Origin of the sequence: Brevibacterium sediminis (genome assembly GCF_013623905.1) — a bacterium.
Taxonomy (GTDB): domain Bacteria; phylum Actinomycetota; class Actinomycetes; order Actinomycetales; family Brevibacteriaceae; genus Brevibacterium; species Brevibacterium sediminis.
Genome location: NZ_JABKDD010000001.1, coordinates 26,741 through 40,252 on the forward strand (window position 1 = coordinate 26,741; position 13,512 = coordinate 40,252).

A 13,512-nucleotide genomic window follows, 5' to 3' on the forward strand; every position below is an offset into this window, starting at 1 on the left:
AATTGGGGAGGGTCAGTGGATGAAGACGGCCACGATGACGTTGATGACCGCGAAGGCCACCACCAGGTGTGCCATGGTCGCCGACGGGTTCGCCACCTTCACGCCTGCCCCGCCCTCTGCAGGCGCAGAGGCGGCGAAGGCCTTCTGCTTCTTGTTGCCGATGAACGCGAAGACAGTGACGAGGATCGCCACGACCAGTTTGATGCCGAGCTTCATATGGTTGACGTCGCCATCGCCCATCTCGGCCAGCCCCATGAGCAGCAGGCCGGTGACCAGCTGCAGATAGGCGCCGTGGAGCATTCCGGGCATCACTTTGGGGGAGCGGATGACGGTGAAATAGCCACCGACGATGATGGCCATACCCAGCAGATGCAGGGTCAGAAGAATCTCGCGTAGAATTTCCATACAGTTAATCGTAGTGGCATGATGGTGTCTCGTGAGCGCGGGCCCCTCTACTGGTGCACGCTGTTCCGCCCTGGTGTAATGGCAGCACGCCGGCCTTTGGAGCCGTGCAGTATAGGTTCGAATCCTATGGGCGGAGCTGGCCCAACCCGACATGCGAAGGATTCAACTATGTCGCAGACTCATCCGACCGCCGTCATCGTTCTGGCAGCGGGCCAAGGCACTCGAATGAAGTCGGCTCTTCCCAAGGTGATGCATCCCATCGGCGGACGCTCCCTGCTCCATCACTCCGTCGCCGCAGCGGCCGGAACCTCTCCCGAGCACCTCATCGTCGTCGTCCGCCATGAGCGCGATCAGCTCGTCGCCCACCTCGACTCCCTTCCCGTGTCCTCCCAGCGAACCCTGCTCATCGCCGATCAGGATGAGGTTCCGGGCACCGGCCGCGCCACCGAATGTGCGCTCACCCAGCTGCCCGAGGACCTCAGCGGAACCGTCGTCGTCACCTACGGCGATGTGCCGCTGCTGACGACGGAGACCATCAACGGCCTCGTCGAGATCCACGAATCCAACGCCAACGCCGTGACCGTCCTGTCCGCCGAGGTGGACGACCCGACCGGGTACGGCCGCATCGTCCGCGACGCGAACGGATCCCTGCTGCGCATCGTCGAGCAGAAGGACGCCGGCGAGACCGAACGGGCCATCCGTGAGATCAACTCCGGTATCTACGCCTTCGACGCCGCGGCGCTCAAGGAGGGCCTGGCCGCGCTGACGACCGACAACGCGCAGGGTGAGAAGTACCTCACCGACGTCATCGGACATTCCCGTGAGGCGGGCCGCCCCGTCGCCGCCACGGCCACCGACGACCTGTGGCAGGTCGAGGGAGCCAATGATCGCGTGCAGCTGGCGAACCTCGGCAAGGAGCTCAACCGCCGGCAGTGCGAGAAGTTCATGCGTGCCGGTGTCTCCATCATCGACCCCGACACCACGTGGATCGACGTCGACGTGTCCATCGCCGCCGATGCGACGATCCTGCCCGGCACCCAGCTGTTGGGCGCCACCGACATCGGCGCCGGAGCCGTCGTCGGCCCCGACACCACGCTGAAGGACACCGAGGTGGGGGAGAACGCCAAGGTCGTGCGCACCCACGGTGAACTCGCCGTCGTCGGTCCGGAAGCCAACGTCGGACCGTTCGCCTACCTGCGTCCGGGCACCAAGCTCGGCGAGTCCGGAAAGATCGGCACCTTCGTGGAGACGAAGAACGCCGATATCGGCAAGGGTGCGAAGGTGCCCCACCTCTCCTACGTCGGCGATGCGGAGATCGGGGAGGGCTCGAACATCGGAGCCGCCTCGGTGTTCGTCAACTACGACGGCGTCAACAAGCACCGCACCGTCATCGGCAAGCATGCACGCATGGGCTCGGACAATATGTATGTCGCCCCTGTCACCGTGGGCGACGGCGCCTATTCGGGTGCGAGCACGACGGTGCGCAAGGATGTCCCTGCAGGAGCGCTGGCCATCTCGGTGGCCCCACAGCGCAACCTGGAGGGCTGGGTTCAGACAAACCGTCCGGGCACGCCTGCAGCGCAGGCGGCCGAAAACGCATCCGAAGGGGAACGGATCAGTGAATGAGATAACGACGGCGGGCGATAAGAAGCTCGTCCTGGTGAGCGGTCGGGCAAATCCCGAACTCGCCGAGCAAGTCGCGGAGAATCTGGGGACCGAACTCCTCCCCACCGACATCTACAACTTCGCGAACGGCGAGATCTACGTCCGCTACTCCGAGTCTGTGCGCGGCAGCGACGTCTTCGTCCTCCAGTCCCACTGCGCTCCCATCAACGAATGGCTGATGGAGCAGCTGATCATGGTCGACGCCCTCAAGCGTGCATCGGCCAAGCGCATCACCGTCATCGCACCGTTCTTCCCGTACGCCAGGCAGGACAAGAAACACCGCGGACGCGAGCCCATCTCCGCTCGGCTCGTCGCCGATCTGTACAAGACGGCCGGTGCCGACCGCATCATCACCGTGGACCTGCACACCGCGCAGATCCAGGGCTACTTCGACGGTCCCGTCGACCACCTGATCGCGATGCCGATCCTCGCCGGCTACGTCAAGGACAAGTACCCCGGCGACCTCGCCGTGGTTTCGCCCGACGCCGGCCGCATCAAGGTCGCGGAGAACTGGTCGAACTCGCTGGGCGGAGTGCCGCTGGCCTTCATCCACAAGACCCGCGACATCACCCGACCGAACGAGACCAAGGCCAACCGCGTCGTCGGTGAGGTCGAGGGCCGCACCTGCGTGCTCGTCGACGACATGATCGACACCGGCGGCACCATCGTCCAGGCCGCCGATGCCTGCATGGCCGCCGGCGCGAAGGGCGTCATCGTCGTGTCCACCCACGCCGTGTTCTCCGGCCCGGCCGTCGAACGCCTGTCGAACTCCGTGGCCGAAGAGGTCATCGTCACGAACACTCTGCCGCTGAGCGAAGACAAGATCTTCGACAAGCTCACCGTGCTCTCGATCGCCCCGCTCATCGCTCGTGCCGTGCACGAGGTCTTCGAAGACGGATCGGTCACGAGTCTCTTCGAGGTCTGATCCCGAAGGCTGAGGCCCCGTGATCCGCGCAATTGCGCCGGATCTGATGCGAACCCCGAGTCGATGCGGCTCGGGGTTCGCATCGTCTGGACTGCCGTGAGGTCCTACACTGGAGGCAAGACTTCGGCGAAGGGATCAGGGACGATGTCCTCACACGATTACAACCGGTACCGCGTGGACGTCCCCGGCGGGCAGCTGTCCGTGGGAGTGTGGGAGCCGGTGGCGAGCGGCCCCGGGCGCGTGCCCACCGTGTGCGTCATCCACGGCATCACTTCCAACCACCTGTTCTTCGCGGGCCTCGTCTCCGCACTGCCCGGCGTCCGCATCATCGGGCCCGACCTGCGCGGACGAGCCGACTCGCGTACCCTGCCCGGCCCGTTCGGGATGGCCGCCCACGCCGAGGATGTCACCGCCGTGCTCGATGCCTTCGCCCCGGAGGGGCCGGTCACCCTGGTCGGTCATTCCATGGGCGGTTTCGTCGCCATGACCCTGGCCGGAATGTCGGCTGAGCCGAACGTCGACACCGGCGCCGAGGCGGTTCGCCGTTTCCGCGGCCCCGTCCTCATCGACGGGGGACTTCCCCTGCCAGTGGGGCAGCCCCATGGAGACGGCCCCGTCGACGACCTCAACGATGAGGACCTCGACACCGATGATCTCATCGCCGCCGTCCTCGGCCCGGCCGCCGAGCGGCTGTCGATGACCTTCGGCAGCGTCGAGGAGTACTTGGCGTTCTTCGCCGCTCACCCCGCTTTCGTCGACGGCCTCGACACCGTGGCGACCGAGAGCTTCGTCTACGATCTGGCGGCCAAGGACGACCATTCGTTCCAACCGTCGACGTCGGTGGAGGCGATGCAGGCCGATTCGGCCGACATGTACACCGGCTCCGCCTACCGTGATGCCCTGGAGACGATCATGGGCAGTGACGGAACCCAGTCCGAAGTGGTCTTCCTCTTCGCCGAGCGCGACCTCGTCGCCGCCGAACCGGGCCTGTACCCGCCGGAGACGACCAACGACTTCGCTCGGCAATGGCCGCAGATGGACATCGTCGATGTGCAGGGGACGAACCATTACGACATCCTCCTCACCGAAACCGGAATCGATGCGTGCGCTGCAGCCGTGACCTCTCGGATTGGTGCCGAAACGGACGGTGCCGTAGACTAGTCGGGTTGCCTCGGCGAGGGAGACTGATGTCTCCGTGATCGACGCGGTCCTGCCCCACGAAACGAACCCATCGGGTTCGTGATTCGCGTGGGTGCTCAGGCTGTTTCGCCGTGGTGCTCGAAGGTAAGTTCACCACGAAGGAGAGAAAATGGCTGACTTCAAACTTCTGGCCGAAGCTCGCAACGAGTTCGGCAAGGGCGCAGCGCGCCGCATCCGCCGCGCAGGACGCATCCCCGCTGTCATCTACGGCCACGGCGGAGACCCCGTGCACGTGTCCCTCGAGGGCCACGCCACCATGCTGGCTCTCAAGCACGCCAACGCGCTGCTCGAGATCGAAAGCACCGACGGATCGAAGAACGTCCTCGCCATTGCGCGCGACGTCCAGATCGAGCCCGTCCGTCGTGATATCGAGCACCTCGACCTCATCATCGTCAAGCGCGGCGAGAAGATCGAGGTCGACGTGCCCGTCCACGTCATCGGTGAAGCCGCCCCCGGCACCATGGTCTCGCAGGAAGAGTCGACCATCGCCGTCAAGGCCGATGCGACCAAGCTGCCCGAGCTCATCGAGGTCTCCATCGAAGGCCGTCCCGCCGGCGAGCACGTTCTGGCCGGTCAGGTCGAACTGCCTGCAGGCGTCGAGCTCATCGCCGACGAAGAGCAGCTCATCGTCAACGTCTCCGAAGAGATCGAGATGGACACCGAGTCCGACGCCGAGGAAGAGACTGCTGAAGAGTCGACCGAGGAAGAGGCCGCTGAGGAGTCCGGTGAGGAAGAGACCTCCGAAGAGGAGTGATCTTCTCTCCTCCCGGCACTCAACGTGCCGTGAGGAGCACTGACTGACTACGCTGTTCGGTGGGCCGCCTGTTGGGCGGCCCACCGAATGCGTTTCTCAAGAGCGAACCCGGCGCACCTCTCGCCCCGCGGCGAGCAGAAGCCCCACCACTCGGTCAGCGGGCGCGGACAGGACGGACAAGGACGGCAATGTCGAACGAAGCATGGTTGGTCTTCGGACTGGGCAATCCCGGCCCCAAGTACGAAACGACACGGCACAACATCGGACAGATGGTCATCGCCGAACTCGCCTCCCGCATCGGAACCACGCTGACGCGGACGAAGCTGCGTGCGAACGTCGGCACCGGGCGGCTGCCCGGCGGCAGCGTCCCGGGACTGCCCGGTCCGCGGGTGGTGTTGGCCACCTCGACGGGATATATGAACGAATCCGGCGGACCGGTGCGCGCGCTGGCTGACTTCTACGGAATCGCCACTGACCGGATCATCGCCGTCCATGACGATGTGGACATCCCCTTCGATGCCATCAAAGCCAAGCTCGGCGGGGGAGAGGGCGGGCACAACGGTCTGCGTTCGATGACCTCGGTGCTGGGGACGAAGGACTATCTGCGGGTGCGAGCGGGAGTCGGACGCCCTCCGGGGCGACAGGACACCGCCGATTATGTGCTGCGCCCGTTCTCGAAGGACGAGCGCACGACCCTGCCGATGTTCGTCTCCGACCTCGCCGATGCCGTCGAAGAGGTCATCGTCAACGGGCTCACCGACATGCAGCAGAAGTTCCACTCCCGCTGATCGCACCTCGGGTGCTGACCAAGCAGCGGGCGCTGCCCGGGACTCAGGCCGTCTTCTGCTTCTCCGGGCGACGGTGCAGCCACCATGCGGCGAAGATGCCGCCGGCGAATCCGAACAGGTGGCCCTGCCAGGAGATGTCGTTCGTCTGCGGCAGCATGCCGAAGATCATCGATGCGCCGTAGGTGACGAAGATGAACAGGCCGATGGTGAAGTAGATGATCTTGCGCAGCAGGTCATCGGTGAACCAGGTGCGCAACGCGAGGTAGCCGAAGAATCCGAAGACGATGCCGGACGCACCGACGATGTGCTGGCCGGGCAGCGTGGTCAGCCACGCCCCGAGCCCGGAGCTCAGCGCGGTGATGCCCGTGACCGTCCAGAAACGACGCTTGCCTTCGAAGGCGATGACGATGCCGAGGACGAGGAACGGGAAAGTATTGGCCAGCAGATGGCCGAATCCCGAATGCAGCAGCGGCGAGGTGACCAGGCCGTAGAGCGAGAGCGGATTCCATGACTCCAGACTGAAGACGTCGAGGTCGACGGGGAGGATCGCATCGACGATCTCGATGACCCACATGACGGCCAGGACGATCAGCACCGGAGCGAACCGGGAAAGCAGATGCGGCCGGTCGACGGTGGTGTTCAGGTGCGCAACCGGGGGATTCGCGGAACGGCCGGAGTGGGGAGATCCGGAGTCGGTGGAGTCAGGGCCGAAGAGGAGTCGGGATTCCTCGGCGGAGAAACGGGGGGAGTGGTCGGTCATGTTCCAATTGTGGGTGATGAAGATTGGAGAACCCCGAACATCCGGGCCTTCCGGGCAATCGTGATCGTTCCGTTAGGCCCGTTATCGCCTCGAAATATTCACGACCGGTCCAACTCCCGAAACTATCTGTTCTGAGGCTCCGCTCTGGTCGACCCGAGGGACTTGCCATCCGCGTCGAGAGCTTCGACGATGATCGTCGAACCGTTCGGGGTGATGTCCGCCGCCGTCTCGAAACCGGTGCGCTCGACCTCGGTGTTCTCAACGAGGTGCTCCTCGTCGTCACCGCTGAGCACCCTCCACGAAGCCACCTCGGTGGCACCGTTCCAGCTCATGTGCACCCGAGTGATGTCGGACTGCGGCTGTGACTTCGTGGCCGTCGGGGGAGCAGTCGGCTGGGCATGCCAGTCGAAGCGGTAGGCGCGGTAGTTCGATCCGCCGGTGAAGGTGAGGTCGGCGAGCAGCTTTCCGTCCTTGGAGAACTCGGAGATGTAGGGCTCCGAACCCCAGCCGAGGACGACGTTGCCGCCCGGCAGCTCCTGGAAGTTGCCCTGACTGCCCGACGAACGGTCGTCGGGAGCGGGATACTCCGTGACCACCTCGGCGCGCTTCTTCTTCTCATCGACGTCGAGGCGCAGACCGCGGGTGTCGCCGAGCCGAGGCGCGGCGTGGTTGTCGAACAGGGTCAGCGTCCCATCGGAGCGGCGCTGGGCATCGTGCTGCCAGGCGAACTGTGCGCTCTCGCCCATCTCGAAGTCCGAGGCCTTGCCGCCGAGGACCCAGTTGAGATCGGCACTCTTCCGGTCGAGCTGGTAGACAGCGTGGGTATTGCGCGCCGAGACGAGGAGAGCCCTGCCGTCGTCGTCCTCGGACACGGAGTTGAGGTGGATGTAGTCAAAGGGTTCGTCCTTCGTGCCCTCACCCTCCTTGAGCTCCGTCTCGGTCTCATCGATGGGTACGGCATCGAGGGAGCGCCATTCGAACAGGGGATCACCGCTTGCGATGTCGACCTCCTGGACGATGCCCTCCCAGGCCCAGCCGTCCTCGGCTCCGCCGACTGAGCTGAGATCCGTCTGCGTCTTCACATAGGAGATGAGGAACATGGTGTCATCGGCGGTGATCGTCGTCTCGTGCAGGTCGGACGTGTCCTTGGGAAGCTCGCCGCCCATGCCGACACGGGCGATCTCCTGATACGAGTCGTCGAGGATGACGACCTCGCCGGCGGTGTGCGGGGTCTCGGCCAGTCCCTCCCACCAGGTGAGCACCGGCTTCCCCTGATATTCCTGGACGCGCAGATCCCACAGCGCTTCGGAGTCGTCTCTGATCCACACCGGGTCACCGGCGGAGTCGAGGATGAGCCCGCCCACCCAGGACGTGTCATCGGCCTGCGTCTGTCCCTTCGGGGCGAGGAAGGTCTCCAGGTCTCCGTTGTCGTCGGGGAAGGCCCCGGAGTCGATATCGACCTTCGGCGGGGCGAGTTCGGGGCGGGAATGGAAGTCCCACCGTTCGGCGACAGCGATGTCGTCATCGGCATCGGCCGTGCACCCTGCGAGCAGGAGCGTCGCCGCAGCCAAACCTGCAAGGACGGTTCTCTTCATGGCCATATGCTCATCCTCACACGTTTTCGACTCCCGTGGTCCTCGGGCCTTGCCGAGAGGGCGCCGAATGGGTCGTGTCAGCCGCGTGGCCTAGACTGTTCGGGTGCTCAACGGACTCGATCTCACCCGCCGGAATCCCACCATCACCGAACTCGTCGCGGCCTTCAACGACGCGAACACCGACGGTGGCACGATCGATGCGATCAAGGGACTGTGGCCGTCGATCCTGCGCCGCACCGTCACCACCGACGGGGCCGCCTCGGCGCCGCAGCTCATCGTCACCGCCACGACACGTGAGGCAGAAGACCTCGCCCAGGCGCTGGCCGACTGGGTGCCGTCGGCATCGATCGCGATCTTCCCCAGCTGGGAGACCCTGCCGCACGAGAAGCTGTCTCCGCGGTCGGACACCGTCGGCCAGCGCCTTGAGGTGCTGCGCCGCCTCGCCCACCCCACTCCCGGCCGGGAACTGACCTTCATCATCGCGCCCGTGCGCGCCTTCCTCCAGCCCCTGGCCAAGGGACTCGGCGACATCGAGCCGGTCGAGCTCGCCGTCGGCGACGAATACGAGATCGATGATCTGGCCGAACGGCTCACCGAACTCGCATACTCCCGAGTCGATATGGTCTCCAGACGCGGCGAATTCGCTGTGCGCGGCGGAATCGTCGATATCTTCCCGGCCACCTCGGAGCGAGCGCTGCGTGTGGAGTTCTTCGGAGACGAGGTCGACGAGATCCGCGAATTCTCCGTCAGCGACCAACGCTCGATCCCCACCGACGACGGTGACGAACCCCTGCGCCTATCGGCACCGCCGTGCCGGGAGCTGCTCCTGACCGATTCGGTGCGGAAGCGGGCCGCGGAACTCGCCGAGGATGTGCCCAGCGCCGCCGATATGCTCGACAAGATCGCCGGCGGAGTCGCCGTCGAAGGAATGGAATCGCTCTCCGCCGTCCTCGCCGACGGAATGGAGCCGATCATCGCCCTGCTGCCGGCTGGATCGAAGATCATCATCACCGAACCCGAACGCGTCGACGCCCGCGCCGCAGACCTCGTGGAGACGACAAACGAATTCCTCGAAGCCGCCTGGACCGGAGCCGCCGGCGGGGGAGAGACCCCGATCGACCTGTCGGCCGCCAGCTTCCGCACCGTGGCCGAGATGGCCGAAGGCGCTCGCCTCATCGGCCTGGCCTGGTGGGAGATCGGCGGATTCGCCACCGACGAGGAGCTCGCCGGTCCCGAGGAGAACATCTTCTCCGTTCCTGCCCGCATCCCGAAGGGCTATGCCGGAGACGTCGAAGCGATCCTCGCCGACGTCAAGGGACTCATCCACGACAAGTGGCGCATCCTCGTGCTCACCGAAGGCCAGGGTCCGGGCCGACGCATGGTCGAGGTGTTCTCCGAAGCCGGAGTGCCCGCCTCGTTCGTCGACGACCCGACCGATCTGCCCGAAGCCCTGGTGACCGTGACGACGGCCGCGTCCTTCGGCGGCTTCGTCTTCGACGATCTCAAACTCGCCGTGCTCACCGAGGCCGATGTGCTCGGTCGGGCGGCGGCCACCTCGACGCGGGATATGCGCAAGCTGCCCACCCGCCGTCGACGCAACCAGGTCGACCCGCTCAATCTGGCCCCCGGCGACTACGTCGTCCACGATCAGCACGGCGTCGGACGTTTCGTCGAAATGACGCAGCGGACCACGGGCCGAGGTGCGAACAAGCACACTCGCGAATACCTCATCATCGAATACGCGCCTGCCAAGCGCGGACAGCCCGGCGACCGTCTCTACGTTCCCAGCGATGCTCTCGACCAGGTCACCCGCTATGTCGGCGGGGAGAGCCCGAACCTCAACAAGATGGGCGGCGCCGACTGGCAGACGACGAAGGCGAGAGCCCGCAAGGCCGTCAAGGAGATCGCCGGGGAACTCATCCGACTGTACTCGGCCCGCCAGGCCACCGTCGGCCACGCCTACGGGCCGGACACTCCCTGGCAGCGCGAACTCGAAGACGCCTTCCACTATGTCGAGACCGCCGATCAGCTGACCACCATCGACGAGGTCAAATCGGACATGGAGAAGACCGTGCCGATGGACCGTCTGATCTGCGGCGATGTGGGCTATGGGAAGACGGAGATCGCGGTCCGTGCCGCGTTCAAGGCGATCCAGGACGGCAAGCAGGTCGCCGTGCTCGTGCCGACTACTCTGCTCGTCCAACAGCACTATGAGACCTTCGCCGAACGCTACTCGGGATTCCCCGTCACCATCGGCGCCCTCTCCCGGTTCCAGACCAAGCAGGAATCGGAGAAGGTCAAGGAGGATCTGGCCGACGGCAAGCTCGACCTCGTCATCGGCACCCACCGACTGCTCAGCGGCGAGGTGCGGTTCAAAGAACTCGGACTCGTCATCATCGACGAGGAGCAGCGTTTCGGCGTCGAACACAAGGAGACTCTCAAGGCGCTGCGGACGAACGTCGACGTCCTCGCCATGTCGGCGACCCCGATCCCGCGCACCCTGGAGATGGCGGTGACCGGCATTCGCGAGATGTCGACCCTGGCCACACCTCCGGAAGAGCGGCACCCGGTGCTGACCTATGTCGGCAAACGCGAAGACAAGCAGATCAAGGCTGCGATCCGACGCGAGCTCATGCGCGAAGGACAGGTCTTCTACATCCACAACAGGGTCCGCGATATCGAAGCAGTCGCCGGACACATCGCCGAAATGGTGCCAGAGGCGCGAATCGCCATCGCCCACGGCAAAATGAACGAGACCCGACTCGAACAGGTCATCGTCGATTTCTGGGAGAAGAAATACGATGTGCTCGTGTGCACGACGATCGTCGAAACAGGAATCGACATCGCGAATGCGAACACGCTGATCATCGACAACGCCGACAAGTACGGGCTCTCCCAGCTGCATCAGCTGCGCGGACGCGTGGGACGTGGACGTGAACGCGCCTACGCCTACTTCCTCTACCCGCCGGACACTCAGCTGACCGAGACCGCACACGATCGTCTGACGACTCTGGCCGCGCATACCGAACTGGGTGCCGGAATGCAGGTGGCGATGAAAGACCTCGAGATCCGCGGGGCCGGCAATCTGCTCGGCGGCCAGCAGTCCGGCCATATCGAAGGCGTCGGCTTCGACCTCTACGTCCGACTCGTCGGAGAGGCCGTGGCGAAATTCCGCGGCGAGGAGACCGAACCCGAGGCGGACATGCGCATCGAACTGCCCGTCGATGCCCACCTGCCGGCCGACTATGTCGACCACGAACGACTGCGTCTCGAGGCCTACCGAAAGTTGGCCGCGGCGACGGACGAAGCACAACTGCAGGAAGTCCTCGACGAGCTCATCGACCGCTACGGCCCCTACCCGGAACCCGTCGGTGTCCTTGCCGATGTCGCCCGGCTGCGCATCCGCGCCCGCGCTTCCGGGGTCAACGACATCGTCATGCAGGGCAACTTCATCCGCTTCGGACCCGTCGAACTCTCCGACTCCCAGGTGGTCAGGCTCAAGCGTCTGTACCCGAAGTCTCTGCTCAAACCGGCGCTGCGTTCGGTCCTCGTCCCGAAGCCGATGGCGGGCACCGGATTCGATTCCAAGGAGATGACCGATTCGGACATCCTGCGGTGGGCGCACCAGTTCCTCGACGCCATCCTGCCTGTCGTCGAGTCGGATGCCACGGAAGTCACGGAGGCCGGAGCCGCGAAGAACGGTTGAGAACTCTCCGACTGTTCACCGCTGTTCGGCCCACGAGCCAGGGCGGTGGCGTAGAGTGCGAAACGCGGAGACATCCGCAGCAAGTGCAAATCACGCAGCTGTCTACTAAGGAGAATCCCCATGGGTGTTGACGACAAGTTCGAGAACAAGGCCGAAGACCTCGGCGGCCGTGCCAAGGAGACCGTCGGCGATGTGACCGGTGACGACCAGCTCAAGGCCGAAGGTGCCACCGATCAGCTCAAGGCCAAGGCCAAAGACGTCGGCGAGTCGGTCAAGGACCTCGGTGCCTCGGTCAAGGACAAATTCTCGAAGTGACCGACGAATCGGCCCTCACCGCTTCTGCGGTGGGGGTCTTTCGTGCCGGCAGGAGGATATTTCGTGGGTGAACGTGACGAACCGGGACTCCAAGCGGTGATCGAAGCCATGGCGACTCTGCGACGACGGTGCCCCTGGTCGAGCCGACAAGATCATCAGAGCCTCGAGAAGTACGCACGGGAAGAGACGAATGAACTCATCGTCGCTCTTGAAGACTTCGCGACAGAACCCACTGCGGAGAATCGGGCGGCCGTCGTCGACGAGCTCGGCGACGTGTTCTACCAAGTGCTCTTCCACTCCGCCCTGCTCGATGAAAGCAGCGGGCGAGACTACGGTCACAGCCTCGGCGCCATCATCGATGGTCTCGAGGCCAAGCTCATCCGTCGTCACCCCCTGGCTTTCACCGACGATCCCGGAGATGAGATGGCATCGTTGGAAGACGTCGAACGCGAGTACCGCCGGATCAAAGCGGAAGAGAAGGCCGCAGCGCGAGGAGAGGACGGAAGCCGATGAGTCTGGAGAGGCTCGAGATCGAAGGCACCTTCAACTTCCGTGACCTCGGAGGGCCCGCCACCGAGGCCGGGGAGAGCCGAGTGCGATCCGGGAAGGTGTTCCGCGCCGACGGTCTGGCGCAGCTGAGCGATCGAGCGCGCGCCGATATCGGCGAACTCGGCATCGGCACCGTCATCGATCTGCGCGATATCGGCGAGAGGGCGAAACTGCCCGATGCGCTCGACGGCCTCGACATCCGACATATCGAGCTGCCCGTCTTCGACGACCACTTCTTCCCCAGCCGACCATTGAGCAGGGAAGAGATGAAAGCCGCCGCCGAGGCGACGGGAATGGATCTCAGCGACCGGAGCCTCGGCCGCATCTACGAACTCATGATCACGCACTTCGGTCACCGGCTGGCCGCCGCCGTCGACCTGATCGCCGAACACTGCGCTGATGGTGTGGTGTTCCACTGCTCTGCCGGGAAGGATCGCACCGGCGTGATCGGAGCATTCCTGCTCGACCTCCTCGGTGTGGGACGGCAAGATATCGTCGACGAATATGCGATCACCTCCACCCACCTGTCCGGGGGTTTCCTCGAGGCGATCACCAGGAACTTCTCCGATGCCGGGATCTCCGGCAACCTCGCCCAGACCGCCACCGCTGCGCCTCCCGAACTCATGCACGAGGTCCTCGACCGGATCGAGGCCGAGCACGGGACCGCCTCGGCGAAGGACGAGGGACAGCCAAGGGGAGTCGAAGCCTACCTGCTCGCGCACGGGATGGACCCTGCGACGCCCGAGCGACTGCGGCAATGCCTGCTCGAATCCGAGCCCAACCGGGGCCCGGAACGAGGGTGAGCCTGGACGCGCGGTGCATTAAGCTGTCCTCCAGGCACATGTTCCCC

Annotated in this window: 12 protein-coding genes and 1 tRNA gene; 10 read left to right on the forward strand and 3 right to left on the reverse strand. The window is 64.9% G+C overall.

All coding sequences use genetic code 11. From position 1 onward, the window contains the following. Nucleotides 1-12: 12 nt before the first annotated feature. Nucleotides 13-405 (reverse strand): hypothetical protein, encoded by a 393-nt coding sequence (locus tag HK108_RS00130; protein ID WP_139469675.1) that lies wholly within the window; start codon nt 403-405, stop codon nt 13-15. A gap of 64 nt (nt 406-469) precedes the next feature. Here HK108_RS00130 and HK108_RS00135 point away from each other — a divergent pair. The 6 genes from HK108_RS00135 to pth all read left to right on the forward strand — a co-directional run bounded on the left by HK108_RS00135 (nt 470) and on the right by pth (nt 5,737). Further along, nucleotides 470-541, forward strand: a tRNA-Gln gene (locus HK108_RS00135). Nucleotides 542-573: 32 nt separating this feature from the next. Continuing rightward, nucleotides 574-2,031: a bifunctional UDP-N-acetylglucosamine diphosphorylase/glucosamine-1-phosphate N-acetyltransferase GlmU gene (gene glmU / locus HK108_RS00140; protein ID WP_181270294.1), complete on the forward strand. Its 1,458-nt coding sequence runs from the start codon at nt 574-576 to the stop codon at nt 2,029-2,031. After that, nucleotides 2,024-2,995, forward strand: a complete 972-nt coding sequence (locus HK108_RS00145; protein ID WP_025777652.1) for a ribose-phosphate diphosphokinase — start codon at nt 2,024-2,026, stop codon at nt 2,993-2,995. The genes glmU and HK108_RS00145 overlap by 8 nt, the downstream gene beginning before the upstream one ends. 144 nt (nt 2,996-3,139) lie before the next feature. Continuing rightward, entirely contained in the window at nt 3,140-4,156 is a 1,017-nt protein-coding gene (locus HK108_RS00150) for an alpha/beta hydrolase (RefSeq protein ID WP_181270295.1), read from the forward strand. Nucleotides 4,157-4,304: 148 nt separating this feature from the next. After that, on the forward strand, nt 4,305-4,949 hold the full coding sequence (locus HK108_RS00155) for a 50S ribosomal protein L25/general stress protein Ctc (protein ID WP_139469671.1): 645 nt from the start codon (nt 4,305-4,307) through the stop codon (nt 4,947-4,949). 188 nt (nt 4,950-5,137) lie between these two features. Continuing rightward, complete coding sequence (pth, locus tag HK108_RS00160) at nt 5,138-5,737, forward strand: aminoacyl-tRNA hydrolase (RefSeq protein WP_172168632.1); 600 nt, start codon at nt 5,138-5,140, stop codon at nt 5,735-5,737. 43 nt (nt 5,738-5,780) lie between these two features. On the opposite strand, the gene HK108_RS00165 is transcribed toward pth, so the two are convergent. Beyond that, entirely contained in the window at nt 5,781-6,497 is a 717-nt protein-coding gene (locus tag HK108_RS00165; protein ID WP_139469669.1) for a rhomboid family intramembrane serine protease, read from the reverse strand. Between the two features lie 122 nt (nt 6,498-6,619). After that, a complete protein-coding gene (locus tag HK108_RS00170; RefSeq protein ID WP_181270296.1) occupies nt 6,620-8,098 on the reverse strand; it encodes an arylsulfotransferase family protein in 1,479 nt (492 codons plus the stop codon). A gap of 97 nt (nt 8,099-8,195) precedes the next feature. Between HK108_RS00170 and mfd the strand changes: the two genes are divergently transcribed. From mfd to HK108_RS00190, 4 genes are all read left to right on the forward strand, one after another. After that, the gene (mfd, locus tag HK108_RS00175; RefSeq protein WP_181270297.1) at nt 8,196-11,798 is read left to right on the forward strand and encodes a transcription-repair coupling factor; all 3,603 of its coding nucleotides are present in this window, start codon (nt 8,196-8,198) and stop codon (nt 11,796-11,798) included. A gap of 120 nt (nt 11,799-11,918) precedes the next feature. Then, nucleotides 11,919-12,113 carry a CsbD family protein gene (locus HK108_RS00180; RefSeq protein WP_139469666.1) on the forward strand — a complete coding sequence of 65 codons (195 nt, stop codon included), beginning with the start codon at nt 11,919-11,921 and terminating at the stop codon, nt 12,111-12,113. A gap of 63 nt (nt 12,114-12,176) precedes the next feature. Further along, nucleotides 12,177-12,626 (forward strand): MazG nucleotide pyrophosphohydrolase domain-containing protein, encoded by a 450-nt coding sequence (locus tag HK108_RS00185; protein WP_229663869.1) that lies wholly within the window; start codon nt 12,177-12,179, stop codon nt 12,624-12,626. Next, nucleotides 12,623-13,465: a tyrosine-protein phosphatase gene (locus tag HK108_RS00190; protein ID WP_181270298.1), complete on the forward strand. Its 843-nt coding sequence runs from the start codon at nt 12,623-12,625 to the stop codon at nt 13,463-13,465. The genes HK108_RS00185 and HK108_RS00190 overlap by 4 nt, the downstream gene beginning before the upstream one ends. Nucleotides 13,466-13,512 lie beyond the last annotated feature (47 nt).